This window comes from Microbacterium sp. bgisy207 (genome assembly GCF_965345035.1).
GTDB lineage: Bacteria > Actinomycetota > Actinomycetes > Actinomycetales > Microbacteriaceae > Microbacterium.
Map to the genome: position 1 here is coordinate 1 of NZ_CBDRMG010000012.1, position 26,909 is coordinate 26,909.

At 68.4% G+C, this 26,909-nt stretch carries 24 protein-coding genes and 1 pseudogene; 6 read left to right on the top strand and 19 right to left on the bottom strand.

Annotated elements, in window-relative coordinates:
- From ACSGC5_RS11795 to ACSGC5_RS11810, 4 genes and pseudogenes are all read right to left on the bottom strand, one after another.
- Positions 1–280: pseudogene (locus ACSGC5_RS11795) on the bottom strand (hypothetical protein); the annotation flags it as partial.
- Positions 277–1,536 carry a sensor histidine kinase gene (locus ACSGC5_RS11800; protein ID WP_434970812.1) on the bottom strand — a complete coding sequence of 420 codons (1,260 nt, stop codon included), beginning with the start codon at positions 1,534–1,536 and terminating at the stop codon, positions 277–279. The pseudogene ACSGC5_RS11795 and the gene ACSGC5_RS11800, both read right to left, overlap by 4 nt.
- The gene (locus ACSGC5_RS11805) at positions 1,533–2,207 is read right to left on the bottom strand and encodes a response regulator (protein WP_434970813.1); all 675 of its coding nucleotides are present in this window, start codon (positions 2,205–2,207) and stop codon (positions 1,533–1,535) included. The genes ACSGC5_RS11800 and ACSGC5_RS11805 overlap by 4 nt, the downstream gene beginning before the upstream one ends.
- Before the next feature lie 9 nt (positions 2,208–2,216).
- The gene (locus ACSGC5_RS11810) at positions 2,217–3,509 is read right to left on the bottom strand and encodes a class I SAM-dependent RNA methyltransferase (RefSeq protein WP_434970814.1); all 1,293 of its coding nucleotides are present in this window, start codon (positions 3,507–3,509) and stop codon (positions 2,217–2,219) included.
- Between the two features lie 35 nt (positions 3,510–3,544).
- Between ACSGC5_RS11810 and ACSGC5_RS11815 the strand changes: the two genes are divergently transcribed.
- Positions 3,545–4,213: a Maf family protein gene (locus ACSGC5_RS11815; protein WP_434970815.1), complete on the top strand. Its 669-nt coding sequence runs from the start codon at positions 3,545–3,547 to the stop codon at positions 4,211–4,213.
- Positions 4,214–4,291: 78 nt separating this feature from the next.
- The gene (locus ACSGC5_RS11820; RefSeq protein ID WP_434970816.1) at positions 4,292–6,058 is read left to right on the top strand and encodes an acetyl/propionyl/methylcrotonyl-CoA carboxylase subunit alpha; all 1,767 of its coding nucleotides are present in this window, start codon (positions 4,292–4,294) and stop codon (positions 6,056–6,058) included.
- 98 nt (positions 6,059–6,156) lie between these two features.
- Here ACSGC5_RS11820 and ACSGC5_RS11825 read toward each other — a convergent pair whose 3' ends face one another.
- Positions 6,157–7,605 carry an NAD(P)H-quinone dehydrogenase gene (locus ACSGC5_RS11825; RefSeq protein ID WP_434970817.1) on the bottom strand — a complete coding sequence of 483 codons (1,449 nt, stop codon included), beginning with the start codon at positions 7,603–7,605 and terminating at the stop codon, positions 6,157–6,159.
- Positions 7,606–7,667: 62 nt separating this feature from the next.
- Here ACSGC5_RS11825 and ACSGC5_RS11830 point away from each other — a divergent pair, with 62 nt between their 5' ends.
- Entirely contained in the window at positions 7,668–8,501 is an 834-nt protein-coding gene (locus ACSGC5_RS11830; protein WP_434970818.1) for a purine-nucleoside phosphorylase, read from the top strand.
- Positions 8,501–10,165: a phospho-sugar mutase gene (locus ACSGC5_RS11835; RefSeq protein ID WP_434970819.1), complete on the top strand. Its 1,665-nt coding sequence runs from the start codon at positions 8,501–8,503 to the stop codon at positions 10,163–10,165. Before ACSGC5_RS11830 ends, ACSGC5_RS11835 begins: the two co-directional genes overlap by 1 nt.
- 106 nt (positions 10,166–10,271) lie before the next feature.
- Here ACSGC5_RS11835 and ACSGC5_RS11840 read toward each other — a convergent pair whose 3' ends face one another.
- The 6 genes from ACSGC5_RS11840 to ACSGC5_RS11865 all read right to left on the bottom strand — a co-directional run bounded on the left by ACSGC5_RS11840 (position 10,272) and on the right by ACSGC5_RS11865 (position 15,930).
- Complete coding sequence (locus ACSGC5_RS11840) at positions 10,272–11,420, bottom strand: mannitol-1-phosphate 5-dehydrogenase (protein WP_434970820.1); 1,149 nt, start codon at positions 11,418–11,420, stop codon at positions 10,272–10,274.
- A 14-nt stretch (positions 11,421–11,434) separates the two neighbouring features.
- Positions 11,435–11,872 carry a PTS sugar transporter subunit IIA gene (locus ACSGC5_RS11845; protein ID WP_434970821.1) on the bottom strand — a complete coding sequence of 146 codons (438 nt, stop codon included), beginning with the start codon at positions 11,870–11,872 and terminating at the stop codon, positions 11,435–11,437.
- A gap of 77 nt (positions 11,873–11,949) precedes the next feature.
- Positions 11,950–13,629, bottom strand: coding sequence for a PTS mannitol transporter subunit IICB (locus ACSGC5_RS11850; protein ID WP_434970822.1), 1,680 nt, complete (start codon positions 13,627–13,629; stop codon positions 11,950–11,952).
- Positions 13,626–15,314, bottom strand: a complete 1,689-nt coding sequence (ptsP, locus tag ACSGC5_RS11855) for a phosphoenolpyruvate--protein phosphotransferase (protein ID WP_434970823.1) — start codon at positions 15,312–15,314, stop codon at positions 13,626–13,628. The genes ACSGC5_RS11850 and ptsP overlap by 4 nt, the downstream gene beginning before the upstream one ends.
- 2 nt (positions 15,315–15,316) lie before the next feature.
- On the bottom strand, positions 15,317–15,592 hold the full coding sequence (locus ACSGC5_RS11860) for an HPr family phosphocarrier protein (protein ID WP_229382444.1): 276 nt from the start codon (positions 15,590–15,592) through the stop codon (positions 15,317–15,319).
- A 20-nt stretch (positions 15,593–15,612) separates the two neighbouring features.
- Positions 15,613–15,930 carry a PTS sugar transporter subunit IIB gene (locus ACSGC5_RS11865; protein ID WP_434970824.1) on the bottom strand — a complete coding sequence of 106 codons (318 nt, stop codon included), beginning with the start codon at positions 15,928–15,930 and terminating at the stop codon, positions 15,613–15,615.
- A gap of 242 nt (positions 15,931–16,172) precedes the next feature.
- Here ACSGC5_RS11865 and ACSGC5_RS11870 point away from each other — a divergent pair, with 242 nt between their 5' ends.
- Positions 16,173–18,080, top strand: a complete 1,908-nt coding sequence (locus tag ACSGC5_RS11870; protein ID WP_434970898.1) for a BglG family transcription antiterminator — start codon at positions 16,173–16,175, stop codon at positions 18,078–18,080.
- Positions 18,081–18,249: 169 nt separating this feature from the next.
- On the top strand, positions 18,250–18,372 hold the full coding sequence (locus tag ACSGC5_RS11875; RefSeq protein ID WP_434970825.1) for a hypothetical protein: 123 nt from the start codon (positions 18,250–18,252) through the stop codon (positions 18,370–18,372).
- A gap of 39 nt (positions 18,373–18,411) precedes the next feature.
- On the opposite strand, the gene ACSGC5_RS11880 is transcribed toward ACSGC5_RS11875, so the two are convergent.
- The 8 genes from ACSGC5_RS11880 to ACSGC5_RS11915 form a co-directional block, all read right to left on the bottom strand.
- Positions 18,412–19,212: an alpha/beta fold hydrolase gene (locus tag ACSGC5_RS11880; RefSeq protein ID WP_434970826.1), complete on the bottom strand. Its 801-nt coding sequence runs from the start codon at positions 19,210–19,212 to the stop codon at positions 18,412–18,414.
- Complete coding sequence (locus ACSGC5_RS11885) at positions 19,212–19,748, bottom strand: PadR family transcriptional regulator (protein WP_434970827.1); 537 nt, start codon at positions 19,746–19,748, stop codon at positions 19,212–19,214. Before ACSGC5_RS11885 ends, ACSGC5_RS11880 begins: the two co-directional genes overlap by 1 nt.
- Before the next feature lie 92 nt (positions 19,749–19,840).
- Positions 19,841–20,956, bottom strand: coding sequence for an adenosine deaminase (locus ACSGC5_RS11890; RefSeq protein ID WP_434970828.1), 1,116 nt, complete (start codon positions 20,954–20,956; stop codon positions 19,841–19,843).
- A 44-nt stretch (positions 20,957–21,000) separates the two neighbouring features.
- Positions 21,001–22,299, bottom strand: a complete 1,299-nt coding sequence (locus ACSGC5_RS11895; protein ID WP_434970829.1) for a thymidine phosphorylase — start codon at positions 22,297–22,299, stop codon at positions 21,001–21,003.
- Complete coding sequence (locus tag ACSGC5_RS11900; protein ID WP_434970830.1) at positions 22,296–22,697, bottom strand: cytidine deaminase; 402 nt, start codon at positions 22,695–22,697, stop codon at positions 22,296–22,298. Before ACSGC5_RS11900 ends, ACSGC5_RS11895 begins: the two co-directional genes overlap by 4 nt.
- A 65-nt stretch (positions 22,698–22,762) precedes the next feature.
- Positions 22,763–24,064, bottom strand: a complete 1,302-nt coding sequence (locus ACSGC5_RS11905) for an ABC transporter permease (RefSeq protein WP_434970831.1) — start codon at positions 24,062–24,064, stop codon at positions 22,763–22,765.
- Positions 24,061–25,356, bottom strand: coding sequence for an ABC transporter permease (locus tag ACSGC5_RS11910; protein ID WP_434970832.1), 1,296 nt, complete (start codon positions 25,354–25,356; stop codon positions 24,061–24,063). Before ACSGC5_RS11910 ends, ACSGC5_RS11905 begins: the two co-directional genes overlap by 4 nt.
- On the bottom strand, positions 25,353–26,873 hold the full coding sequence (locus ACSGC5_RS11915) for an ABC transporter ATP-binding protein (RefSeq protein WP_434970833.1): 1,521 nt from the start codon (positions 26,871–26,873) through the stop codon (positions 25,353–25,355). Before ACSGC5_RS11915 ends, ACSGC5_RS11910 begins: the two co-directional genes overlap by 4 nt.
- Between the last annotated feature and the right edge of the window lie 36 nt (positions 26,874–26,909).

Consider the following 26,909-nt stretch of genomic DNA (forward strand, 5'->3'; position numbering starts at 1 on the left):
CCCCTCCCCCCCCCCCCAACGCCATGAGCGCGGCCGTCAGCGGCATCCGGTCGGAGGTGGTGCGCGGCGCGATTCCGGGGGCCGCGGGAGCGACGTCGTCGTCCTCGGGGTCGCGGTTTCCCCACAGCAACGCGACACCTGTCGTCACGACGTAGAGGCCGACGGCCGCAACGAGCACGAGCGGCTCCGTGAACGGTCCGGTCCACCACAAACCGCGGACAGCGAGGTACGCCGTGAATGCGAAGGCGAGGCCGATGAGGAGGCGTCGGACGCTGATCATGCGCACGCCCCCTGCCAGGTGAGCCGCACGAGAGTCCCGCTCGAGTCCGATGTGATGTGGACCGTCCCCCCGACGGCGGCAACGCGTGCGATGATCGACCCACGGATTCCGAGCCGGTCGTCGGGGACCGTGTCCAGGTCGAACCCGTCGCCGAGGTCCTGTACTTCAAGGTGCACCCGCTGTGTGTCAGGCTCCTGCCGCGCCGTGACCGTGAGCCCGATTCCACCGGCGTGCTCGATCGAATTCGCGATCGCCTGCATCGCCGCGAGGATCAAGGCGTTCGCCACGCGACCCGGGACCTCGGGCGCGTCCTGCCCATAGGAGCGCTCCACGACGAGGTCGACACCGAGCCCCCGCGCCCCGCGCTCCACCTCTTCGACGAGCGCCGCGAATCGTCTCGGGGCATCGCTGCCCAGCCCCGCATCGCTCTCCGCATTGGCAAGCCGGGTGAGTGCCTCCTGCGCCATCGCGACCGCAAGACCCTGCTCGCGCGGGGTCTGTGCGCGCTCGGACGCGATCAGCGCCGCAAGAACACTGTCGTGCATCAGGGCTGCAACAGCCACTCGCTCGTTCTCTGCCGCCTCTGTCACCGCCGCGGCAGTGTACGTCTCGACAGCACTGCGGCGCGACTCATCGACGTTGTCGGCGATCGAGCGGAACATCCACCCGAGGGTGACGAACACTCCGCCCAGGATGATGGCGAAGGACACATCGAGCAGAGTCGGCCACCAGAACTCGACCGAGAACCCGGCCTGCGCCAGGCGTGTGACGCCGAACAGGACGGGAACGAACCCGGTCCAGGCCATCTGCCACAGCAACGGCAGGAACATGATGGACGATGCGGTCACGACGCTCACCAGGAACCACGTCCACGGCGGGTCCGACGGCGGGATGTCCTGCCCCGCGACGACGAACGGCCACGCGATGAGAGTGACGACGAAGACGGCGCAGAACGTGATGGCCGCCGGGGCGATGCTGCGCCCCACGATGTAGGTGACCAGCAGTGCCGCCAGCGAGCCGAAGTTGCCGACCATGAAGGCGACGTGCCACGCCTGCGGCTCCTGCACCGAACCGAGCGCCGCGACGAAGGCTTGAGCGCCGAGAGCAAGCGACCCGACCGCGAGGACGATGCTGATCATCCGTTCGATGCGACGTCGAGTGAACGAACCGAGACCGGCCGTCGGATCGTGGGCGAGCGGAATCTGCGCCCACGCTGCGGCCAGGGCTCGCTCGCGGGGTTCCGTGTCGGCGCTCATCGCGGGTCCGATGCTCCGGCGGTGAACGCGTCCGCCGACACGAGGCCGTCCTCGATCGCCCGCCGCATGAGGTCGAACTTCGTCGACGCGGACCTGCCGACATCGACGTACTTCAGGCGCACCCGGCTGATGTTCTCCTTCGCCGTCGAGTACGCGATCCCCAGGCGCTCCGCCACGGCCTTCAGCGGCAGACCCGCCGCATACAGCCGCAGCACGTCCCGCTCGCGGGCGGACAGCTGCGCATCGGCGAACGCACGATCGCCCTCGACGGCGCTTGCCCATTCGACGTTGTGCAGGGGATCCCCGTGCGCGACAGCGTGGATCGCCGAGATCACGTCGTCGATGGGCGAGGCCTTGCTCACCACGCCGATCGCGCCGGCCACGAGCGCCTCACGCACCGCCGCCGGTCGATCCGCGACCGAGTGAACCAGGATGCTGGAGCCGTCGGCGATCAGCCGTCCCACGTTCTCTCGTACCGTCGTGCCGTCGCCCAGGGTCAAATCGAGAACGACCACGTCGACCGGCGGCGCATTCGTCGCGCGCCGCCAGCGGACATACTCGGTGACAGTGCTTCCCGAGAAAACGACCTCGGGGCCCCCGTCTGTCACACACGCCGCCTCTACCCCCAAGCGGACGGACTCATGGTCATCGATCAGAGCCACCCGCGTCATGGGGTCACTCTACCCAGCGGTGTCCGATCTGAGCAGGACGACAGCCTCCATGTGGTGGGAATGGGGGAACAGGTCGATCCCACGCACACGATCGGTGCGGTATCCGTGCCCGGCGAACCGGGCGAGGTCTCGGGCGAGCGCGACCGGGTCGCACGCCACGTACGCGATGGATGCCGGCGCCAGCGCGGCGAGGTCATCGACCACCGCGGCGCCGGCGCCGGCTCGCGGCGGATCGAGCACGACAGTTCCGCGAGACAGACGCTCGCGATCACGATCCGTGATCCTCTCTCGCAGCGCATGAACCCAACGGTCCACGCGCGCCGTCTCGGCGCGGGCCCCGACCCATTCTGCGAGGTTCTCGCCGGCATGCTCGGTCGCGCGCTCGTTCGCCTCGACCGAGGTGATCCGCGCGGTGGTCCCGGCGAGATCACCCAAGAGGGCACCGAACAAACCGACCCCGCCGTACAGGTCAAGATGCCAACCGTCGGGATCCACCCGGTCGACGAGTTCCTCCGTGAGGACGCTCGTGAGCGTTGAGGCAGCCAGCCGGTGAACCTGCCAGAAGCCGCCGGCATCGACGCGGAACCGGCGGCCGCCGACCTGCTCGACAACGACGTCCGTGCTCCGTCGCGCCGAGGCGCCGCGGCCGGTTCCCTCCGCCCCACGGGGGATCACACGCACGTGCCCGTCGGCCGGCTGAACGAGGTCGATCCGGCCTGGCGCCGGGGTGCCGAGCCCCGCTGCGGCCCGCTCGATCGCCGCGGTCGCCAGCGGCAGCTGCTGCGTCGGGATCACGCGGTGGCTGCGGGCGGCATACGCTCCGACCCGGCCGTCGTCGTCGACGTGCAGCGACACCCTCGTCCGCCATCGCGTCCCGTCGGGCTGCTCGGCCACGACATGATTGCCGACGGATGCGGGGCGCGGCCCCTCGAACTCGACCGGCACGTCCAGGCGACCCGTGCGCTGCAGTGCGGTGGCGAGGACGTGACGCTTCAGGTCTCTCTGATGGGCCAGGGCGATGTGGCCGAACTCGGCTCCGCCGGGCCGGTCCGCAGGGTCGCGGTCGATGTCGGCCTCGGGCCAGATGTGCCGCTGGCGGTGGGGCGAGGCCTCGAGGACCTCCACGGTCTCGGCCCGCCAGAACGAGGACTTCGTCACATCCGTGAGCCGTGCCCGTACACGCTCACCCGGGATTGCGTCGGCGGTGAACACCACGCGACCGTCGATCCTGCCCACGAAGACTCCGCCGTGCGCGACATCCGTGATCTCCAGGTCGACGATCTGTCCCACTTCGCCGCTCATGCATCGAGGATCTCATGGACCGCTAGCGTGGGACGATGCGCGTCCTGCTGGCATCCACCTCCCCCGCACGGCGTGCGCTGCTGCGCCAGGCCGGGATCGAACCGCTCACAATGGCCCCCGAGGTCGACGAGGATGCCGTCATCCACGCGGTCGAGAGCGCCGAGGGCCGAACTCTCCCTCCCGACGAGCACGTTCTGCTGCTGGCCCGCCGCAAGGCGCTGGATGTCGTGGCGCGGCTCGCGCTCGAGGACGTCGAGTTCGACGGGCTGGTCGTCGGTGGCGACTCGATGTTCGAACTCGATGGTCGGATCCTGGGCAAGCCGCATGAACCGGCGGTGGCGACCGCGCGGTGGGAGGCGATGCGCGGGCGCACGGGGGTTCTGCACTCGGGGCACAGCGTCTACCGCGTCGCTCCCGGGCACGCGCCGGTGGAGGCGCACGCGGTGGCTCACGCATCCGTGACCTTCGTCGACGACATCACGGATGCCGAGATCCAGGCATACGTTGCAACCGGCGAGCCCCTCGCGGTGGCGGGAGCGTTCACGATCGACAGTCTCGGCGGCCCGTTCATCTCCCGGGTCGACGGCGACCCGTCCACGGTGGTCGGGATGTCTCTGTCCACGCTCCGCACGCTGGCGAACCAGCTGGGCGTCGTGTGGACCGACCTGTGGAACCGCGCGCCCGAGGGGCCGGAACAGCCGTAGACGTCGCTGCACGTTCACAAGGGTTTCTTGTCGGAACAATCCAATTTCGCACCCTGGGGCGTCGGTAGGCTGACATTCATGCCTCACATCGCCAAGGTCCTGGTTGCGAACCGCGGCGAGATCGCCGTCCGTGTCATCCGTGCAGCTCGCGACGCGGGCAAGGGGTCGGTCGCGATCTATGCGGACCAGGATCGCGACGCACTGCACGCTCGCCTCGCCGACGAGGCGTACGCTCTGGACGGCTCGACCAGCGCAGACACGTACCTCTCGATCGAGAAGATCCTCTCGATCGCCCGCCGATCCGGGGCAGACGCTGTGCACCCCGGGTACGGGTTCCTCGCGGAGAACGCCGACTTCGCACGCGCCGTCATCGCGGCAGGCCTCACCTGGATCGGGCCCTCCCCGGAGGCGATCGAAGCCCTCGGCGACAAGGTGACGGCACGCCATGTCGCCGAGAAGGTCGGGGCTCCGCTCGCGCCGGGAACTCCCGGCCCCGTCTCGGGTGCGGAGGAAGTCCTCGACTTCGTCGACACGCACGGTCTGCCCATCGCGATCAAGGCTGCGTACGGCGGTGGCGGGCGCGGACTCAAGGTCGCTCGCGCGCGCGAGGACGTCGCGGAGCTCTTCGAGTCCGCGACCCGCGAAGCGATCGCGGCGTTCGGGCGCGGCGAGTGCTTCGTCGAGAAATACCTCGATCGACCGCGACACGTCGAGACGCAGTGCCTCGCGGATGCCGAAGGTACCGTCGTCGTCGTCTCAACGCGCGACTGCTCACTGCAACGTCGCCACCAGAAGCTCGTCGAGGAGGCGCCGGCGCCGTTCCTCAGCGACGAGCAGCACCGCATCCTCGTCGAGTCATCCAAGGCGATCCTGCGCGAAGTGGGCTACCTGGGCGCGGGAACGTGCGAGTTCCTCATCGGCGCAGACGGAACGATCTCGTTCCTCGAGGTGAACACGAGGCTTCAGGTCGAACACCCCGTCTCCGAAGAGGTCACCGGAATCGACCTCGTCCGTGAGCAGTTCCGCCTGGCCGAGGGCGAACCGCTCGGCTACGACGACCCCGAGACGGTCGGCCACTCCATCGAGTTCCGCATCAACGGCGAGGACCCGGGCCGGGGATTCCTGCCCCAGCCGGGAGACATCCACGTCTTCAAGACCTTCGGTGGTCCCGGCATCCGTCTGGACTCGGGGGTGACGGCCGGAGACACCGTGAGCGGCGCCTTCGATTCGCTGCTCGCAAAGATCATCGTGACCGGCCGCGACCGTGCCGAGGCGCTCGACCGCGCCCGCCGCGCCCTCGACGAGTTCGAGGTCGCGGGGCTTCCCACGGTTCTCCCCTTCCACCGCAAGGTCGTCCGCGATCCCGCCTTCACGGCCGAGAACGGCCAGTTCGAGGTCTACACGAGCTGGATCGAGACCGCCTTCGACAACGACATCCCCGCGTGGGATGGCGAGGCCGGCGCCCCCCGCCCGCAGGAGTCACGCCACACGGTGGTCGTCGAGGTCGCCGGCAAGCGTCTCGAGGTGAGCTTGCCCGACCGCGTCGTGGCGGCCCCCGCCGGTCGCGGACGTCCCGCCGCGGTGCCGCCGTCGCGACGCTCGCACACCAGCACCGCGGTCGCGGGTTCGTCAGGTGATGCGGTGACCGCGCCGATGCAGGCGACGGTCGTGAAGGTCGCCGTCGAGGACGGTCAGCAGGTCGTCAAGGGCGACCTCGTGCTCGTACTCGAAGCGATGAAGATGGAGCAGCCGATCCAGGCGCACAAGGACGGCGTCATCGGCGCGATCAACGCCACGCCCGGCGCGACCGTGTCGGCGGGGCATCCGTTGCTCACCATCTCCTGAGCTGGGCCGAGGGTTCCGTCGCGCCGTCGCGCGCACCTCCTGCCCCGCAGCCCGCGCAACGACGCGACCGAATCCCCGGATTGGCGGTGGAGCGCCGGCTATTCCTCGGGCTCGTCGCGGTCGACGATGTGCATCGCGCGGGCGGCATCCGTGATCGACCCCGCGAGCGACGGGTACACGGCGAAGACCCGCGAGACCTGATCGACGGTGAGCCGGCGCTCGACGGCGATCGCGATGGGGTAGATGAGCTCGGAGGCACGGGGTCCGACGATGACGCCTCCGACGACCGTGCCACTGCCCTCGCGAGCGATGAGCTTCACGAAGCCGTCGGATATCCCCATCATCTTGGCCCGCGGGTTCGACGAGAGGGGCAGCTTGTGGACGACACCGCCGATGACGCCTGCGGCGATGTCTTCCTCCCCCCATCCGACGGTGGCGATCTCGGGAGCCGTGAAGATGTTGGCGGTGATGCGGCGCTTCTCGAGCGGGATGACGACATCTCCGAAAGCGTGGAAGACGGCCGTGCGCCCCTGCATCGCCGCGACCGATGCCAGCGGGAAGAAGTTCGTGCAGTCACCGGCGGCGTAGATGTTGGGCACCGACGTGCGAGCAACCCGATTCACCCGGATGTGGCCGCTCTGGGTCAGCTGAACGCCCGCCTGTTCGAGACCGATGCCCGCGGTGTTCGGGATCGAGCCGACAGCCATCAGGCAGTGGCTCCCCTCGACGCGGGTGCCGTCCGAGAGCGTCACGACCACCCCGTCGCCTTCGCGCACCACCGACTTCGCCCGGGACTTCGGAAGAAGTGTCATTCCCCCGCGCAGGAAGACGCTCTCGATCACGGCAGCGGCATCCTTGTCTTCACCGGGAAGCACCTGGTCGCGACTGGAGATGAGGGTGACCTTCGAACCAAGGTTCATGTAGGCCGACGCGAACTCGGCGCCTGTCACACCCGAGCCGACGACGATGAGGTGTTCGGGCAGCGTCTTCATGTCGTAGAGCTGCGTCCAGGTCAGGATGCGTTCCCCGTCGGGCTTGGCGCTGGGGAGCTCGCGCGGCGATGCGCCGACCGAGATGACGAGAGTGTCCGCCTCGATCCGGTCGAAATCCGTGCCGCCGGGACCGGTGGAGACGACGACGGCATTGTCGTCCTCGACGCGCCCGTGTCCCTCGAGGATCGTCACCCCCGCCTGCAGCAGCGAGGCCCGCATGTCTTCGGACTGCTGCCGCGCCAGCGCGAGCAGCCGCTTGTTCACCTGGGCGAGGTTGATCGCGATCTCCGGCTTGAGCGGACGCCCGTCGCCGCCCTTCGCGAACAGCTGAACCCCCAGTTCCCCTGCACCCGCGATCGCGACAGCGGCATCCGCGGTCGCGATGAGAGTCTTCGAAGGGACCACGTCCGTGATGACAGCCGAGCCGCCGACACCCGCACGCTCGACGAGGGTGACATCGGCTCCCAACTGCGCTGCCGCGAGCGCCGCCTCGTAACCTCCGGGACCACCGCCGATGATCGCGACGGACTGGGTGCGCTCGAAGCTCAGGGACATGGCTCCATTGTTTCAGGAAGCCCCCGTTGTTCCTGCCAGTCTGGGGTTCCTAGAGTAAGAACATGTCAGATACTCTGGGCAACCCGCTCGATGATCCTCACGCCGACCCGTTCGAGATCGCTCGAACCGCAGCGGCCGATATCGCCCGACTCACCGGAGTGGAGCGCCACGACATTGCGTTGACCCTCGGCAGCGGCTGGGGCAAAGCCGCCGACCTGATCGGCGAGACTGTCGCGACGATTCCCGCGACAGAGGTCACGGGCTTCAGTGCGCCGGCACTCGCAGGTCACGTCGGGTCGTTGCGCAGCATCCGCACCCCCAAGGGTCGTCATGTGCTCGTGATCGGTGCCCGGACCCACTTCTATGAGGGGCACGGACCTCGCCGCGTCGTGCACAGCGTGCGCGCCGCCGCCGCGACGGGCGCGCGCATCATGGTCCTGACCAACGGCGCCGGCGGCATCAAGCCGTCGTGGAAGCCCGGACAGCCGGTTCTGATCAGCGACCACATCAATCTGACCGGCGCCTCGCCCCTGGAGGGCGCGACATTCGTCGACCTCACCGACCTGTACTCCCTACGCCTTCGCGACATCGCGCGGATGGTGGATCCGACGCTGGACGAAGGGGTGTACTGCCAGTTCCGGGGTCCGCAGTACGAGACTCCCGCCGAGGTCCGGATGGCTAAGACGATCGGCGGTCACCTCGTCGGCATGTCGACGGCGCTCGAGGCGATCGCTGCGCGCCAAGCGGGCATGGAGATCCTCGGGTTCTCCCTCGTGACGAACATGGCCGCCGGCATCCAGACCACCCCCCTCAGTCACCAGGAGGTCATCGAGGCGGGCAAGCAGGCCGAGCCGGTGATCTCGGCGCTGCTGGCACGGGTCATCGGCGAACTGTGATGGGTCTGATCGACGCGGCGCGGAGCTGGCTCGCGCAGGATCCTGACCCGGCCACCCGGGCAGAGCTCGAGGCCCTCCTCGCACGCGCGGATGCCCAGGATGGCGCGGCCCTCGAAGAACTCGAGGACCGGTTCGGCACGCGGCTGGCGTTCGGCACTGCGGGTCTTCGCGGTGCGCTCGGCGCGGGAACCAACCGGATGAACCGGGTTCTCGTGACACAGGCCGCCGCCGGTCTTGCCGCCTACCTGCGCGAGCACGCAGCGACGGATGCCGTCCCTCGCGTCGTGATCGGATATGACGGGCGCCGGAACTCCGACGTCTTCGCTCGCGACTCCGCGGAGATCTTCGCGGGAGCAGGGCTGGAAGCCATCCTGCTGCCTCGCCTGCTGCCGACCCCCGTGCTCGCCTTCGCCGTGCGCCACCTGGACGCGGCGGCGGGCGTGATGGTCACGGCATCGCACAACCCGCCCGACGACAACGGGTACAAGGTGTACCTCGGTGGCGCTGACGCCGGATCCCAGATCGTGTCACCCGCGGATGCCGAGATCGCCGCGCACATCGACGCTGTGGCTGCGGGCGACATCCGTGATCTGCCCCGCAGCACCGAGTATGAGATCGCGGCCGAATCGGTCGTGGATGCCTACATCCGCGCAACCGCGGCGGTGGCGCCTGCCGGGCCCGGTGCCGCAGGGATGCGCTGGGTCTACACGGCGATGCACGGCGTGGGGTGGGAGACCCTGTCGCGCATCCTCGATGTCGCCGGGTACCCGGCACCGACTCCCGTCGCGGCACAGATCGAGCCGGATGGCCGGTTCCCCACGGTCTCGTTCCCGAACCCCGAGGAGCCGGGCGCGATGGACCTGGCCTCCGAGACCGCACGGCAGACGGGAGCGGAGTTCGTTCTCGCGAACGACCCGGATGCCGACCGCCTCGCTGTCGCGATCCCCGATCCCGCAGCGCCCGGCGGGTGGCGCAGGCTCACCGGCAACCAGATCGGCCTGCTGCTCGGGTGGCGCGCCGCGCAGACGGCGGATGCGGCATCCGGCGCCACCCTGGCGTGCTCGCTGGTCTCGTCTCCCGGCCTTGCCGCCGTCGCCGAGCACTACGGGCTCGGCTTTGCGGCGACCCTCACCGGCTTCAAGTGGATCTCACGGGCGCCGGGCATCGTGTACGGCTTCGAAGAAGCGCTCGGCTATCTCGTCAACCCCGAGACCGTGCGTGACAAGGACGGCATCTCCGCCGCCGTCGCGATGCTCGGGATGATCTCCGCCGCGCGCGCGAAGGGACGAACGGTCGCAGACCTGCTGGCCGAATTCGATAACACCTTCGGATCGTTCGCCAGCGACCAGATCTCGTTGCGGGTCAGCGACCTGTCACTCATCGGACGGATGATGGCGGCGCTGCGCGCGGCGCCACCCACCGAGATCGCCGGCGTGACAGTGGCACGCACCGATGACCTGCTCAACGGGGTCGACGGCCTTCCTCCGGGCGACGTGCTGCGTCTGTGGCTCCACGACGGGTCACGGATCATCATCCGTCCCAGCGGCACTGAGCCGAAGCTGAAGGTCTACCTGGACGTCAGGGCTGACACACCGGCCGCCGCGCAGGAACGCCTGGAATCTCTCGCGACCGGCGCACGAGACCTGCTCGCCGCCGTCAGCTGACGCCACCCCAGCTGGGCGCCGCCCACGTCACAGATCTGCGCCATCTCCCCAGGTTTTCGGCCACAGGAGTGCGCAGTACGGGCGATCTTGCGAAGCTCGTCCGCCGTCAGTGGGAGCGCTGGCGGGCGTGCACGACCTCGAGAACGTCGACGAACAGCGGATGCTCGGGCCCAAGGCCCGTGATCCGTGTCACCGCCGTGGCGGCATCCGTCTCCCGAAGGAGCTGCTGGAGCTCCTGCGACTGCGGATCGTCGGGGTCGTCGAACTCGAGCGCGGCGCCGACGGCCGCGAGCAGGCCCGAGACCGACATGCCGCGCTCGGCAGCTTCGGCGGCGGGGCCGATGAACCGCTCGTGGCGTGAGAGCTTACGCAGGGGCTGGCGTCCCACGCGACCGACCGTGTCGGGCAGCGCCGGGTTCTGGAACCGCCGCAGGATCGTCGCGCGGTAGGACGCCAGTTCCTCAACGGGCAGCTCGTGCTTGGCGGTGAGCAGGGCGGAGGTCTCCTCGAGCGCCGCGACCACCTGCCCGGCAATCGCCGGATCGGCGAGGGTCTGCGCGATCGTCACATGTCCGGCACGCGCACCCAAGTATGCGGCGGCGGCATGCCCCGTGTTGACGGTGAACAGTTTGCGTTCGATGTATGGGGCGAGGTCATCGACGAAGTGCGCGCCCGGGATCTGCGGCGGGTCATCCCCGAAGGGCGGCCGTTCAATGGCCCACTCGAAGAAGGGCTCGACCGTGACATCGACGCCCGACCCGTCAGGCTGGGCCGGCACGATCCGATCGACCGCGGTGTTCGCGAACACGGCGCGCTTGTCGAGGTCTACCCAACGCTCCCCCGCCGCGGCCGCGACCTCATCGCGCAGGAGGTCGGTCGCGTTGATGGCGTTCTCGCATGCCATGACCTGAAGCGCCGGGCGCGCGCCGTCGCGAGACGCGAGGCCCGCGGCGATGTGCGGCGCCACGAACCGCAGCACCGTCGGCCCCACCGCCGTGGTGACGACATCCGCCGTCGCGATCTCGGCGACAAGGGCGTCCGGGTCCGTGGCGGAGTTGATCGCGCGGAATCCCGTCACCGTCTTGTCGATGCCGCCCTCCCCGACCTCATGGACGGTGTACGAGGACGCCGCGTTGATGGCATCGACGAGCGCAGCGGCGACGTCGGAGAAGACGAGATCGTATCCGCCCTCATGAAGCAGGAGCCCGACGAATCCGCGCCCGATGTTTCCCGCGCCGAAGTGGACGGCCTTCATGACGGTTCCTTTCCTCAGACGCCGGAGGCGGACACGAGCGAGAACAGCTCGTCGGACGTAGCGGCCGCCTTGAGCTTCGCGACGTCATCCTCGTCCGAGAACAGGATCGCGATCTGCGAGAGGATCTCGAGGTGCTCGTCGCCGACACCGGCGATGCCCACGACGAATGTCACCGTCTCGCCGTCCCAGTCGATACCGCCGTCGTAGCGGACCACCGAGAGCGCGGACGCGAGAATCGCGTCCTTCGCGTCGTTCGTGCCGTGCGGGATGGCGAGCTCGTTACCCATGTAGGTCGAGACCGTCTGCTCTCGGGCGAGCATCGCGTCGAAATACGCGGGGGTCACCGCTCCTGCGGCGACCAGCAGGTCGGCCGCTTCGCGGATCGCCTCGTCGCGCGTCGCCGAACCGGCGTGGATCCGCACCCGGTCGCTGGTGAGAACGTCACTGGTCATGATCAAAGCCCTTCTCCCCGGAGGTTGCTGGATGAGAGGTGCGGGGCGGTGTGCGCCGCCCCGCACCGACTCATCGGTTATGCACCATCCTGGTGCTGGTCGCGAACCAACTCCACGACCTCGTCGTATCTCGGCGAGTTCATGAAGTTGTCGACCGAGACGTGCACCGCTCCCGGCGTCTTCTGCCGGGCCCGGTCGGTGAGCTGATTCTGCGTGATGACCAGGTCAGCCGAGTCGTCCAGGTTGGCGATCGCCTTGTTGGTGACCGTGACATCCGTGATGCCGGCCTTGGTGATCTTGTTGCGCAGCACGCTCGCACCCATGGCAGAGGAACCCATCCCCGCGTCGCACGCGAACACGATGTTGGTGATCTGCTTGGTCTCGAGCCGTCCACCGCTTGCCTCACCGCCGGTTGCACGAGCCGTCTCAGCCTCGTTGTATGCCTCATCGGCATCGTGCTCGGCGCGGGCGTCGTTTCCGGCGCTCGCCCGCAGACCAGCGAGCGCCGCCGATTCCTTGCCCTTGTTGGCCTCGGTCTGGGCGATCGCAGCGCTGAGGTCGCCGCCAAGTCCGGACTCGAGGTCCCGCTTGCGAGTCGCGCGCAAGATGACTGCTGCGACGACAAACGTCACGGCCGCAGCAAGGAGCACCGACAGGTAGACAACCAGGAGGTTGCCGATGCCGCCGGCTGCCGGACTGGACGCCGCAGCGGTCACCGCAATGATGCTGCCGGGGGCTGCCGGAAAGGCAAGACCGCCGTTGAAGAGCATGTTCACCGTCACACCGGTTGCCCCACCGGCGATCAGCGCCAGGATCGTCGCCGGCTTTGCGAGAGCGTACGGGAAGTAGATCTCGTGGATACCGCCGAAGAACTGGATGATGATCGCGCCAGGTGCCGAGGCCTTAGCCGCGCCGATGCCAAAGAACGTGAAGGCGAGCAGCAGACCGAGCCCGGGCCCGGGATTCGCCTCGATAAGGAACAGGATCGACTTCCCGGTCTCGGCTGCCTGCTCAACACCGAGAGGCGTGAACACACCGTGGTTGATCGCGTTGTTGAGGAACAGCACCTTCGCCGGCTCAACGATGATCGACACGAGCGGCAGCAGGTTCACCGAGACGAGCCAGCCCACCGCAGCGCCGAGCACGGCACTGATCCCGATCATGAGCGGGCCAAAGACGAAGAATCCCACGATCGCCAGCAGCATCCCCAGGATGCCGGCCGAGAAGTTGTTCACGAGCATCTCGAACCCGGGCTTGATCTTGCCGTCCCAGATCCGGTCCATCCACTTCGTCAGCAGCGCTGCAATGGGACCCATGATCATGGCACCTAGGAACATCGGGATGTTCGTCCCGACGATGACACCCATCGTGGCGATCGTCGCGACAACACCGCCGCGCTCGCCGTAAACCATCCGACCTGCCGTGTTGGCAATCAGAAGAGGCAGCAGATAGGTGATCATCGGTCCGACGAGACCGACGTACTGCGGGAAGGTCGCTCCGTCAGGCGCTTCCGCAAGCGCTGTCATAGCGCCTTGCCATCCGATGACGTCGGCGTTTCCGAAACCGCCGAGCAGAGGCGCTACGGGTTCCCACCACCCCAGCCAGCCAAGCGGGATGAAGAGCATGGTGATGAAACCCCAGGCGATGAATGCCGCGATGTTCGGCATGATCATGCCTGAGAGGAAGGTCCCGAATCGCTGGACGGCGACGCGTGCCCGTCCCGGATCCTTCGCCACTCCAGGTGACGTCGTTGTCATTGCATTCTCTCCTTCTGTGATGCGGAGGCAGCCAGTGCCGCCTCCCGCGCGGTTGCCGCATCCGTTGCGGCCAGTGCCGCCTCGGCGACGCGCTTCGCGTCGTCGAGGGAGTAGGTGAGCAGCGTCGCCCGCACATCGGCGAGCGCCGTGGGCGCCATCGAGAGGGATGTCGCTCCCAGCCCGACGAGCACGACAGCCAGCAACGGATCGGCCGCTGCCTCGCCGCAAATCCCGACGGGTTTGCCGGTCCGGGCTCCGGCAGCGCCGACCTCCCGGATCAGCCGGAGCACCGCGGGATGCCACGGGTCCTGGAAGCTTGCGACCGAGCCGAGCAGTCGATCGGCAGCGAGCGTGTACTGAGTCAGATCGTTCGTTCCGATCGACGCGAAGTCGGCGTAGGCGAAGATGCTCTCGGCCATCAGTGCCGACGACGGCACCTCGACCATGACCCCGGCGGTGCGGATGCCGTATTCCCGGGCGAGGGCGGTGAAGTACTCCGCCTCCTCGACCGTCGAGACCATCGGCGCCATGACCCACAGGTCGGCCGCCGAGCCCGTCTTGCGCGTCTGGGCGTCGGCCTCGGCGAGAGCAGTCAGCTGCTCACGCAGGATGTCTTCGCTCGCGCGCAAGGCCCGTAACCCTCGCAGCCCGAGGGCGGGGTTCTCCTCGTGTGCGTCGTTGAGGAACGGCAGGGGCTTGTCGGCTCCCGCATCCAGCACGCGGACGACGACCTTCTTGCCGGCGAACGCAGCGAGCAATTCGGCGTAGGACTCGCGCTGCTGTTCGACCGTGGGCGCAGAGCTTGCAGACAGGAACAGGAACTCGGTGCGGAACAGACCGACGCCCTCAGCGCCGAGGGCCACAGCCTCGGCCGCGCCAGCCGGATTTCCGAGGTTGGCCAGCAGCGGCACCGGCGTCCCATCGGCGAGCGCGCCGTCGGTGATCGGAGCGCCGGCGGCGGCGGCGCGGGCATTCGCCCGGTGCTCGGCGCGCGTGAGCTCGTCATCCGTCGGCTCGGTGGTCACGGCGCCGGCTGCGGCATCCACCACGACCGTCTCCCCGTCCGAGAGCTGCGCGGCTCCGGCGACGCCCACGACCGCGACGATGCCCTTCTCCCGCGCGAGGATCGCCGTGTGCGAGGTCGGACCACCCTCGGTCGTGACGAGAGCGAGGACCTGATCGAGGTCCAAGAGAGCGGTGTCGGCGGGGGCGAGGTCCTTCGCGACGAGAACGAACGGATGTCCCGGCTCAGGCACCCCCGGGGCGGGGACGCCCTGGAGCCGAGCGATGACGCGCTGTGCGACGTCATCGAGGTCGGCGGCGCGCTCGCCGAGGTAGCCGCCGACGGCCTCCAACTGGGCGCGGAACGAGGCGAACGCCTCGTGTACGGCACGTTCGGCGGTCTTGCCCTGCCCGAGCGACGCCTCTACCTCGTCGGTGAGTGTCGGGTCCTCCGCCATCATCGCCTGCGCCTCAAGGACGTCGCGCGCGGCTCCCCCGGCCTGCTCGCCGCGCTGTTCAAGCTCGCGCGCGACCGCGGAGAGCGCCTCCTGAACCCGGGTGCGTTCCTCCTCGACGCTCAGCGCGCTCGGAGCGTCCTGCGGAGCAGGCAACGGCTCCGCCATTCGGGCAACGGGGCCGTGCGCAACGCCGAGGCCGATGCCGACTCCTCGAAGCTGTGCCATCGTCAGGCCGCGTCGTGGTCGGTGGTCAGCAGCTCGCTGAGGGTGTCCAGGGCCGCCTCGGCGCCGTCACCGTCCGCCGTCAGCGTCACGTAGTCGCCGTGCTCCACACCCAGCGAGATGACCCCGAGGATGCTCGCGGCGTTGACCGGGGCTCCGGCATCCTTCGCGATCGTGATGGGAATGCCCGCGTCCTTCGCGGCCTGCGCGAACAGTTTCGCCGGACGAGCGTGCAGGCCGTGCGACGAGCCGATGCGGACCGTGCGAGTGATCTGAGACATGGTTCCCTCCCTGGAACGGGCTATTCGGTGACGGATGAGGCGCGTGCCGCGGTGACGATTTCGAGGATCCGCGAACCGTCGCGGTCCTCGAACGCATCCCTCGGAAGCAGGACGGTGATCGCGCCCGTTGCGCCGACCGCATCCTGGATTCGCGCGAACGCGGACTCCAGGTGCGGGCCCACGAGCACGACATCGACGGGCTCGGCCAGGGTCCCGAGGGTGTCCTCGGTTCCCGCAGCGACCTCCGCGTGCAGACCACTGCGCGCGGCGGCGTTTCGCAGCCGCTGTGCGACGAACGTGCTCGACGCTCCCGCGCCGCAGACCACCAGGATCCTCATCGACCCGCCTCCTTCGCGATCGATTCTTGTGAGAACGCTGAGAGGCAACAACCAGTCCTTTTTCCGCGGGGGCGGAAGGGTGTTTGGGGCACGGGGCGTGGCCTGCGAGGACGGCATCCCTCGGCCCCCGCGCGGACACCGCGCCCCGCCACGGCGCTCGGCGTGATTGACTGACACCGTCGAGGACGCGTCGGGCGCGACCTCGCCCGAGGAGTTCGGTGACACGACCACGACAAGACCGGATGCTGAGCCTGCTCGTCCGCGAGGGCGACTGGGTCACTGCCGCGACCCTCGCCGACGCGCTCGGCGTCACTCCGCGCAGCATCCGTTCGTACGTCACCGCCGTCAACGCACGGGTCCCTTCGGGGGCGGCGATCGAGTCGGGACCCTCCGGGTATCGAGCCGGTGTGGACGCCGCCGCGGCGTTACGGGCCTCGGCGGCGGCGGATGCCGGAACACCTCGCGACCGGCTCCACACGCTCGTCCGCGCCCTCCTGAACGACCCCGACGGCATCGACGTGTTCGAGACTGCCGATGAACTCCACGTCAGCCCTGCAACATTGGAGGCCGATCTCGGGCGGGTGCGCAGTCTGCTGGGCGGCACCGGCATCTCGCTGGAGCGGTCGGCATCGACCGCTCGGCTTCGCGGCGCCGAAGTCGCCCAGCGGCGCCTGCTGAGCTCGCTCGCTCATGACGAGATGGAAGCCGGGGCCTTCGATTTCGACGCGCTGCGGCGGTCCCTCGGCGGGTCCTCCATGGGCGCCAACGTGTTCGGCCCCTTCAAGCCTGCTCTGGTGGCTCGCATGGGGGATCTGGGCTACTACGTCAACGAGTTCGGCATCGCGGACGTGCTGATGCACATCGCGATCACTGCGGATCGCGCCTCCCAGGGACGCACGCTCGAAGCCGCCGGCGGCCCACCGGTCTCGGAAGACCGTCGCGCGGTCGCCGAGGTCCTCGACGCGCTGGTGAGGGAGCATACGGGCGTGACGCTCGGACATGGTGACCTCGACCACCTGGCGATCCTCGTCCTGACCCGCGTCGTGGCCCCGGGCGCGGCGGCGCCGAGCGAGCGGGCACGCGAGAACCTCGACCCGGAGCTCGAGCAGATCGTCCGCGAGATCGTGCAGGACGCGGCATCCGAGTTCCTCGTGGACATCGCGCACGAGGATTTCGTGATGCGACTGTCGCTTCACGTGCAGAACCTGAGGCAGCGAGCTGCAGCCCAAGCGTGGTCGCGCAACCCGCTGACCCGCTCTCTGAAGACCAGCTACCCCATGGTCTTCGAGGTCGCGGTGTTCATCGCGGGGCAGCTTCACGACCGGCTCGGGATTCCCCTCCTGGACGACGAGATCGCGTACATCGCGATGCACGTCGGCGGGCGGCTCGAACGCAGTCGCCGCAGCGAGCAGCTCCTGACGGCAACCATCGTGTGCCCCGGCTACTACGAACTGCACGAGCTGCTCCGTTCCAGCGTCGACCGCTCGCTCGGCCGAGCCATCGAGGTCGTCGGCGTCGACACGCGCGCGGATCCCGACTGGGAGGCGATCCACACCGACCTCGTGCTCTCGACCATCGACCCGCCGGCCCCGTCGGACCGGATCGTGCGGGTGCAGCCGTTCCTCACCGAAAGCGACGTCGACCGCGTGCAGACGACGGCGAGCCGCATCCGACGTGGTCGGCGCCTGGCTCGGCTCCGCGCCGATCTCGCTCGCTACTTCGTCGCCGGAGCATTCAGCCGGGAGCTTGCCGCGGCGGGAAGCGAGGAGGACGCCATCCGCCTTCTGGGAGCCCCGCTGGTCGACGAGGGCGTCATCGATCAGGACTACATCGAACGCGCGATCCACCGCGAGCACCTGTCATCGACCGCGTTCACGGATGCGCTTGCGGTTCCGCACGCGATCGGGATGACGGCGACACGCACGGCGATCTCTGTCGGCGTCTCCGAGAGCTCGATCACGTGGGGCGACTCGCGTGTCCAGGTCGTCGCGCTCGTCGCGTTCTCGGAGTCCGATCGAGCCGCGTTCCAGACGGTCTTCGAGCAGTTCGTCGAGGTGTTCTCGGAGCGCGAGAGCGTTCAACGCATCGTGCGGCGATCCACCGACCTCGCCGGGTTCCTTGACGAACTGGCAGCCGTCATCGACGGCTGACGCACGGCGCTCGGTACGCTCAGAGGGTGGATGAGGACTCCGGCCCGCGGCCCCGACGCCGGCGCGCGAGGCGCATCGCGGGGTGGAGCGCAGCCGCCATCGTGCTCGCTCCCGTTGACGGTGGGTCCGGCGACGGTCTGGTCTTCGTGCCGGGCGCGAAAGTCGATCCGTGGGCGTCGGGAACTACGGAGTGCAGCCCGGCGACGGAACACCGACGATCTCCGACGTCGCGATGGCAGATGCCCTGACATCCGAGATCGATAGGTTCCTCCAGACCGACCACCGACGCTAGCCCGGCAAGGGTCGCAGGTCGGCGCCGCTGCGCGCCTGCTCAGCTGCGCACGTGCGGGATGAGTTCGGGCGAGACAGTCGCCGTCTCGAGCCAGTGGCGCAGCGTTCGGTGGAACAACTCCGGATCCTCCGCGCTCCACACGTGGTGCATGCGCGGTACGAGGGCTGTCTGCGCGGCGGGCGCGTATCGGGCGACGTCGGCAAGACTGTCACGGATGACGGCGGGCTCGCGCTCCCCCGCGACCGCGAGCACCGGAGCTTGCAGATCTCTCACCGACTCCAGGGTCTGTGCCGTCATCCCCCGATACACCTCGTTCATCATCCGTCGCGCCGACGCCTTGTCGATCCCGAGCCCCGTCTCGACGAACCTGTCGAGCGCATCGGCGGGCATGCCGTAGGCCCGCGCGAGCCCCTGCCAGTAGCCGCGCCATCCCCACAGACTCACCTGCGCACGGGCCGACACTGCCACGAGTCCCCGGATCGGTCTGGTCGTCACCCCGGATAGGAAGGCGCTACGTACGAGGTCGGGATGGCGCGCGCAGAACGTCAGACCCAGGATGCCGCCGAGTGAGAGCCCCACGATGTGCACGCGACCACCGACCGCCCGCTCTCGGACTCTCCGGGCGAGCTCATCGGCGACCGCCGGCATCCCCGCCCAGGGTTCGTCGTTCGAGTTGCCGAAGCCGGGCAGGTCGGGAATGAGAGCGTGGTACGCCGGCAGCGCATCGGCCTGCTCGTCCCACATCCACCCCGCCACGTTCCCCCCGTGCAGAAACAGCACGGATGCCAGCGGTTGCTCGTCCGAGGCACCGCCGGGCGCCCGCCGCTCGTCGATGTGCATCAGGATCCTCTCGCCCAGGGCGCCGACCGAAGCGCGCGCTCTGCCTCATCGAGCCATGACAGCTCGGCTTCGAGGGCACGGATGCCGTACTGCAGCGTGAGCGCACGCATCCGCTGGTCGGGCGTGTCGCTGGGGGCGGAAAGGGAGCGCAGAGCCGAGAGTCTTCCGGCGGTCTGCTCGCGACGCTGCGCGAGGATTCCGAGCGCGACGGAGGGGTCTTCCCGACCGGAGAAGAAGATGCGCGCAAGGAAGGGATCACGGGTGCGTTCCTCGTCGAGCGGTGACACCAGCCACCGTGAGAGGAGGGCGCGACCGTGCGGGGTGATGCGATGCACGTGACGGTCCGGCTTCCCCGCCTGCGGTTCGATCTCCACCTCGACGGCTCCGGAGCCGACGAGCTTCGTCAGGGTGCGGTAGATCTGTGCCTGATCCGCTGCCCAGAAATGCGCGACGGAGCCGTCGAAGGTCTTCTTGAGGTCATACCCCGTCATGGGGGCGAGATCCAACAGGCCCAGAATCGTGAACTCCAGCGACACGCCTATATAAGATCACACATATATATGACGACGCAAGTATGGATCGGGGCGCGACGGACCCGCCGACCCACGGGGTCCGGCAGGAGTCAGCGTCAGCGGTCGAAGCCCTCGCCGATGAGCTCGATGAGTTCCTCACGCTCCTCGACCGGCAGGAAGGCACCGGCCGCCGCGTTGAGCTGGAACACCTCCAGGTCGTCGAGGTCGTACTCGAACGTCTCGGCGAGCAGGGCGAGCTCACGCGTGAGCGACGTCCGACTCATGGTGCGGTTGTCGACGTTGACCGTGACCGAGAACCCGAGCTGGTAGAGCAGGTCGAAGGGGTGGTCGCCGAGTTCGTCACCCCAGGTCGAGATGGCGCCGGTCTGCAGGTTCGAACTGGGCGACAGCTCAAGGGGAATCTCGCGGTCTCGTACCCAGCGGGCAAGATCTCCGAACTGGACGAGGACTTCGTCACCGGCTCGGGAGACGACATCCAGATCCTCCGCGATCCGCACCCCGTGCCCCAGGCGCAGGGCCCGACCGTCAAGGAGCGCCGACCGGATCGAGTCCACCCCGGCAGCCTCCCCGGCATGAACCGTCACGGGAAAGAACTCGCCGGCCAGGTAGTCGAAAGCGGCACGGTGACGAGAGGGAGGGAAGCCCTCCTCGGGGCCCGCGATGTCGAACCCGACGACGCCGCGCTCACGCCAGTCGACGGCGAGGCGTGCGATCTCGAGTGAGCGGTCGGTGTGGCGCATCGCGGTGATCAGCTGGCCGACACGGATGTCGTGACCGGCCTGCTCCGCGGCATCCTCACCCTCTTCGATGCCGTCCTGCACCGCCTCCACGACCTCCTCGAGAGACAGGCCTCGCGACAGGTGCTGTTCGGGTGCCCACCGCACCTCGCCGTAGATCACGCCGTCAGCGGCGAGGTCTTCGACGAACTCCCGCGCGACTCGTGTGAGCCCCTCACGAGTCTGCATGACGGCGGTCGTGAGGTCGAAGGTCTTCAGGTACTCGACGAGCGAGCCCGAGTCCGAGCGCTCGGCAATCCACTCGGCGAGGTCCTCCGCCGTCTCTTCGGGCACCTCGAGGTCGATCTCGTCAGCCAATTCCAGGAGCGTCGCGGGCCGCACTCCGCCGTCGAGGTGGTCGTGCAGCGACACCTTGGGGAGGGCGCGGATCGACATCCCCTGGAGGACGGCGTCACCGTGCTGATCGATCGACATGAGGGCTCCTTGCGCTGGCGTGGGGGAATGGGGAGAAGACCTGCTCAGGCTGTGATGCGCTCGAGAACCAGCGGCGCGCTCGGAACCTCGGCGTCACCAATCTCCCACGCGTTCTCGAGCGCGTCCAGTGCGCGCGCGAACCGGGCCGCGTCCTGGGCCGAAAGCGTGAACAGCGGCGCGCCGGCGGCGACGAGGTCGCCGGGCTTGGCGTGCAGATCGATGCCGGCAGCGTGGATCACGGGGTCCTGGGCGCGGGCGCGCCCTGCCCCGAGCCGCCAGGCGGCCACTCCGAACGGCAGCGCCTCCATGCGGGTCACCACACCCGCCCGCGGCGCCGTCACGGTGTGGGTCTCGCGAGCCACGGGAAGGTCGGCATCCGGGTCGCCGCCCTGAGCGCGGATCATCGCACGCCAAGTGTCCATCGCCCGGCCGTCGGCCAGCGCCGCCTCGACATCGGCATCGGGCTGCCCGGCCAGAGCGAGCATCTCGCGCGCGAGGGCGACGGTGAGCTCGACGACATCCGCCGGGCCTGCTCCGGCGAGCACCTCGACGGACTCGCGGACCTCGTTCGCGTTGCCGATGGCCAGGCCCAGCGGCGTGTCCATGTTCGTGAGCAGCGCGGTCGTGGCGACTCCCGAGTCGGCGCCGAGCGCAACCATCGTCCGAGCGAGCTCCCGCGCCCGGTCGACATCGCGCATGAACGCTCCCGACCCGAACTTGACGTCCAGCACCAGCGAGTCGGTGCCCTCGGCGATCTTCTTGGACATGATGCTCGAGGCGATGAGCGGGATCGCCTCGACGGTCCCGGTGACATCGCGCAGCGCATAGAGCTTCTTGTCGGCGGGGGCAAGGCCCGACCCGGCGGCACAGATCACGGCACCGACATCCCGCAGCTGCGCGGTGAGCTCCGCGTTGGTGAGTGACGCGCGCCAGCCGGGGATCGACTCGAGCTTGTCGAGCGTTCCGCCGGTGTGCCCGAGGCCGCGCCCCGACAGCTGTGGCACCGCGACACCGAAGGATGCCACCAGCGGCGCCAACGGCAGCGTGATCTTGTCGCCCACCCCGCCGGTGGAGTGCTTGTCGACCGTGGGCTTGCCAAGGCCCGCGAAACTCATCCGCTCCCCCGACGCGATCATCGCGTCGGTCATCACCCGGATCTCGTCGCGCTCCATCCCGTTGAGCAGCGTCGCCATCGCGAAGGCCGCCATCTGGGCATCCGCGACGTAGCCGCGCGTGTAGGCGTCGACCATCCACCGCAGTTCCGGCTCGGGGACCGCGCCCCCGTCACGCTTGATACGGATGACGTCCACGGCGTCGTACGGCTCGATCTGCGTGTCGGTCATGCGCGTGCCTCCTCGAGATCGCGCGGGCCGAAGGCGTCAGGCAGCACCTCGTCGATCGTACGGATGCCTGACACGGTGTGCAGCAGCATCCCGGGCGCGGAGTGTTCGTACAGCAGCTGGCGGCACCGTCCGCAGGGCATGATGATCTCTTCCTGGCCGTTGACGCAGACGAAGGCCGTGAGCCTGCCGCCACCGGTCATGTGCAGGTTCGAAACGAGCCCGCACTCGGCGCAGAGGCCGACGCCGTACGACGCGTTCTCGACGTTGCACCCCGAGACCGTGCGGCCATCGTCGACGAGCGCTGCGGCACCGACGGAGTAGTTCGAGTACGGGGCATAGGCGCGACGCATCGCCGAAACGGCTTCAGCGCGCAGTCCCTCCCAGTCGATGTCGGTCATGATGCTCCTCCGAACTCGGGCAGGCCTCGCCGCCGCCGACGGACCGGCGGCGACGAGTGACCTCGCTATTCCTTGATGTAGGGCTTGCCGTCGGCGGCGGGCGCCCGAGAGCGCCCGACCACCCCGGCGACGACGAAGATCGTCACCACGTAGGGCAGCATGAGCATGAACTCGCTGGGCACCGGCGACCCGATGACGCTGAGGGTGTTCTGGAGGCTCGACGCGAATCCGAACAGCAGCGCGGCAAGCGTCGCCTTGATCGGGTCCCACTGTCCGAAGATGACAGCGGCGAGGGCGATGAAGCCCGCTCCGGCGGTCATCTCCTTGTTGAAGGCGATCCCGTTGCCGATGGTGAACACGGTGCCGCCGAGGCCGGCGATGGCACCAGCGAGCAGCACGTTCCAGAACCGGGTCGCGTTGACCTTGATTCCGACGGTATCGGCGGCCTGCGGGTGCTCACCGACGGCACGCAGGCGCAGGCCCCAGCGGGTGTGGAACATCCCCACGTACACCGCCGCGACGGCGATGTACATCAGGTAGACGATGATCGTCTGATTGAACAGCACCGGCCCGACGACCGGGATGTCAGCCAGCAGCGGGATCGGCATCCGATCGAAACGGGGCGGGCTGTTGAGCGTCGCGCCGTTGGGCTGGAGCACCTGCGAGTAGAGGAAGCTCGTCAGGCCGATCACGAGGACGTTGAGCACGACACCGACGATGACCTGTTCGACGAGGTACTTGATCGCGAAGGCCGCAAGCACGAACGCCACCAGCATGCCGGCCACCATCGCGGCGAGTAGGCCCAGGATCGGTTGACGGGTCGCGGAGGCCACGACGGCGGCGGTGAAGGCGCCAGCGAGCAACTGACCCTCGATCGCGATGTTCACGATGCCGGCGCGCTCGCCGATCACTCCGCCCAGGGCGCCGTAGATGAGCGGGATCGCGAGTCCGAGAGACCCCGCGAGAAGACCCGTCACGGGAATTGCGGCGCCCGCCGCGGCCCAGGTGAGGAACCCGACCACGATCGCGAAGATGTAGACGATGACGACCCACAGCGGCGAGCGAGCGTAGGCGCGGACGAAGAAGGCGGATGCCGCGGTCAGCAGCACCAGGAGCGCGGCACACACCCACGCCGTGGCCATGACCGGAACGACCAGCTCAGGCAACTGAACGGCATCCGTCGCCGTCGAGAGCCGGAAGGTCGTCACCCCCTCCCGCGGCGCGGCAACCAGCAGGATGACGAACAACGCGGTGAAGATCGCGAGGGCGATCGGAGCCTTCCAGCTACGCAGCTTCTCCGGCTGCGTGGTGGCGAGGGGCGCGATCGGGACCGTACCCTCACCTGTCGGGGATGCCGTCGTGCTCACGCGACACCTCCCTCGGCGCGGGCTTCTGCTTTCAGCTGCTTCTGTCGCGCCTTCTCCCGCTTCCGGCGGTCACGCTCGGGCGAGGGGAGGAAGAAGATCGTGCGCACCAGGGGCGGCGCCGCGATGAACAGCACGATGAGAGCCTGGACGACCGTGACGATCTCGACCGGAATCTGCTCGGCGGCCTGCATCGAGTATCCACCCGCCTTGAATGCGCCGAACAGCACTCCCGCGGCGAAGGTTCCCCACGGCGTAGACCTCCCCAGCAGCGCCACAGTGATCGCATCGAATCCGATGCCCGCGTCGATGTCGGCAGAGAACCCGGTGGTCACGGTGCCAAGGACCTGGTTGACACCGGCAAGACCGACGAGCGCACCCGAGATCAGCATCCCGTAGACGTACATGCTGGTGACCTTGATTCCCGCCACCCGTGCCGCATTGGGGTTCTCTCCGACCGCGCGGAACTGGAAACCGAGACTCGATCGCGACAGGATCCACCAGACCAGCACCGTCGCACCGATCACGAGAATGAACCCGAAGTGAAGGTTGTACGACGGTCCGAGCAGGTCGGGGAAGACCGCGGTGTCCTTCATCGCCGGCGTCTTCGGGTTGCTCGATCCCGGTGCCTGCAGCAGGCCCGGAGTGCGCAGCATCCACGAGATCAGGTAGAACGCGATGTAGTTGAGCATGATCGTCACGATGACCTCGTGGGCCCCGGTCCGGGCCTTGAGGAAGCCCGCGATGCCTGCCCACAGCGCGCCAGCAATCAGGCCCGCGATGAGCGCCACGATCATGTGGATGCCCCACGGGAGGTCAAGTGAGAAAGCCACCCACCCGGCGGCGGCGGATGCCATGAGCATCTGGCCGCGACCACCGATGTTGAACATGCCGATGCGGAAGGCGAGCGCCACGCCGAGGCCGGCGGCGATGAGTGGCGTCGCGAACGTCAGCGTCTCGGTGATCGGCTTGATCGCCCGCTCGAAGCTCGGTGCGTTGAAGTTGTAGATCGCCCCCTGGAACAGGGCGATGTAGGCGCCGCTGACGGCATCCCACACCGCGACGATGGTGTCCATCGGTCGCGCGAAGAAGTACCCGGACGCCGCCTGCACGTCCTCGTCGGTGAAGGCGATCATGATTCCGCCGACGAGCAGCGCGAGGAAGACCGCGAGCACCGAGATGATCGCGTTCCCCTGGGTGATCTGGCGGAAGGTCTCGTGCCACTTGCCCGGCGGCGGAACCTCGTCGACCTTCGCGGTCGAGCTGCGCGTGGGCTCGGGTGCCGTCGCGCTCATGCGGCAGCTCCTTCCGTACTGGGAGTCTCGCCGGCCATCATGAGGCCCAGGACATCGCGCGGCGTGTCGCCCGGGACGATGCCGACGATGCGCCCGCGATACATCACCATGATCCGATCTGCGAGTGCGGCCACCTCGTCGAGCTCGGTGGAGACAACCACGACGGGGATGCCGGCGTCGCGGGTCTGCACCACCCGCTTGTGGATGAACTCGATGGACCCGACGTCCACCCCTCGGGTGGGCTGGGCCGCCACCAGGAGCGAGAGCTCGCGGCTGAGTTCGCGGGCGAGCACGACCTTCTGCTGGTTTCCTCCCGAGAGCGTGCCGACTGGCGTCTCGATCCCCGGGGCTCGGACATCGAACTCCTCGAACTTCTCCTGCGCGAACGCGGCGAGCGCAGCTCGCTGAACGGTCCCCGCCTTGACGAAGGGCGCCCCGTGCGCTCGGTCGAGCATGAGATTCTCGGCGATCGTGAACGCGCCGACAAGGCCGTCTTCTTTGCGGTCCTCGGGAACGAAGCCGACGCCGGCATCCAGGATGCCGCGAACGCTGCGGCCGATCAGTTCCGTGCCGTTGAGTGTGGCCGAGCCGCGCACGATGCCCTGCAGCCCGACGAGGGCCTCCGTGAGCTCAGTCTGCCCGTTGCCCTGGACGCCGGCGATCGCGAGGATCTCTCCGCCCCGCACCTCGAAGCTGACATCGTCCACGATGGGATGACCCGTCGGGTCGAGGACCGACAGGTGCGACACCACGAGTGCCGAGTCCCGCAGCTGCGGCGGGTCCTTGTGAACGGTGAGCTCCACCGCACGGCCCACCATCATCGACGCGAGCTCAGCGTTGGAGGAGTCGGGGGATGCCTGACCCACAACTTTGCCGAGGCGAATGACGGTGATCCGATCGGCGACCTCGCGGACTTCGCGCAGCTTGTGCGTGATGAACACGATCGATGCGCCCGACTCCTTGAGCTGGCGCATGATTGCCATGAGCTCATCGGTCTCCTGCGGAGTCAGGACAGCAGTCGGCTCGTCGAAGACGAGCACCTTCGCATCTCGCGAAAGCGCCTTGATGATCTCGACGCGCTGCTGCACGCCGACCGGAAGATCTTCGACGATCGCGTCGGGGTCGACGTCGAAACCGAATCGCTCCGAGATCTCCCGCACGCGCTGGCGTGCAGCATTGATGTCGAGGAAGCCACCGACCTTGGTGGCTTCTTGTCCGAGCATGACGTTCTCCGCGACAGTGAACACCGGGATCAACATGAAGTGCTGATGCACCATGCCGATACCCGCGCGCATCGCGTCGCCGGGCCCGTGGAAGTTCTGGACATGGCCATCGAGGAGGATCGTGCCCTCGTCGGCCTGATACAGGCCGTACAGGACGTTCATCAGCGTTGACTTGCCTGCGCCGTTCTCACCGAGGAGACAGTGGATCTCTCCCGGCTCTACCACGAGATCGATGTGGTCGTTCGCGACGAGGCTGCCGAACCGCTTGGTGATCCCGCGGAGTTCGAGCTTCATGATGCCGATCCTAGGAGACAGGTCGGGTCGACGCAC

Coding starts and splice junctions, on each gene's coding strand:
- ACSGC5_RS11810 (WP_434970814.1), bottom strand. CDS start 3,509: ATGAGCGGCGAAGTGGGACAGATCGTCGACCTGGAGATCACGGATGTC.
- ACSGC5_RS11865 (WP_434970824.1), bottom strand. CDS start 15,930: ATGAGGATCCTGGTGGTCTGCGGCGCGGGAGCGTCGAGCACGTTCGTC.
- ACSGC5_RS11845 (WP_434970821.1), bottom strand. CDS start 11,872: ATGACCAGTGACGTTCTCACCAGCGACCGGGTGCGGATCCACGCCGGT.
- ACSGC5_RS11825 (WP_434970817.1), bottom strand. CDS start 7,605: ATGTCCCTGAGCTTCGAGCGCACCCAGTCCGTCGCGATCATCGGCGGT.
- ACSGC5_RS11830 (WP_434970818.1), top strand. CDS start 7,668: ATGTCAGATACTCTGGGCAACCCGCTCGATGATCCTCACGCCGACCCG.
- ptsP (WP_434970823.1), bottom strand. CDS start 15,314: ATGGCACAGCTTCGAGGAGTCGGCATCGGCCTCGGCGTTGCGCACGGC.
- ACSGC5_RS11895 (WP_434970829.1), bottom strand. CDS start 22,299: ATGACCGACACGCAGATCGAGCCGTACGACGCCGTGGACGTCATCCGT.
- ACSGC5_RS11840 (WP_434970820.1), bottom strand. CDS start 11,420: ATGAAGGCCGTCCACTTCGGCGCGGGAAACATCGGGCGCGGATTCGTC.
- ACSGC5_RS11835 (WP_434970819.1), top strand. CDS start 8,501: ATGGGTCTGATCGACGCGGCGCGGAGCTGGCTCGCGCAGGATCCTGAC.
- ACSGC5_RS11805 (WP_434970813.1), bottom strand. CDS start 2,207: ATGACGCGGGTGGCTCTGATCGATGACCATGAGTCCGTCCGCTTGGGG.
- ACSGC5_RS11815 (WP_434970815.1), top strand. CDS start 3,545: ATGCGCGTCCTGCTGGCATCCACCTCCCCCGCACGGCGTGCGCTGCTG.
- ACSGC5_RS11910 (WP_434970832.1), bottom strand. CDS start 25,356: ATGAGCGCGACGGCACCCGAGCCCACGCGCAGCTCGACCGCGAAGGTC.
- ACSGC5_RS11880 (WP_434970826.1), bottom strand. CDS start 19,212: ATGCACATCGACGAGCGGCGGGCGCCCGGCGGTGCCTCGGACGAGCAA.
- ACSGC5_RS11820 (WP_434970816.1), top strand. CDS start 4,292: ATGCCTCACATCGCCAAGGTCCTGGTTGCGAACCGCGGCGAGATCGCC.
- ACSGC5_RS11850 (WP_434970822.1), bottom strand. CDS start 13,629: ATGACAACGACGTCACCTGGAGTGGCGAAGGATCCGGGACGGGCACGC.
- ACSGC5_RS11890 (WP_434970828.1), bottom strand. CDS start 20,956: ATGTCGATCGATCAGCACGGTGACGCCGTCCTCCAGGGGATGTCGATC.
- ACSGC5_RS11915 (WP_434970833.1), bottom strand. CDS start 26,873: ATGAAGCTCGAACTCCGCGGGATCACCAAGCGGTTCGGCAGCCTCGTC.
- ACSGC5_RS11870 (WP_434970898.1), top strand. CDS start 16,173: ATGCTGAGCCTGCTCGTCCGCGAGGGCGACTGGGTCACTGCCGCGACC.
- ACSGC5_RS11900 (WP_434970830.1), bottom strand. CDS start 22,697: ATGACCGACATCGACTGGGAGGGACTGCGCGCTGAAGCCGTTTCGGCG.
- ACSGC5_RS11800 (WP_434970812.1), bottom strand. CDS start 1,536: ATGAGCGCCGACACGGAACCCCGCGAGCGAGCCCTGGCCGCAGCGTGG.
- ACSGC5_RS11860 (WP_229382444.1), bottom strand. CDS start 15,592: ATGTCTCAGATCACTCGCACGGTCCGCATCGGCTCGTCGCACGGCCTG.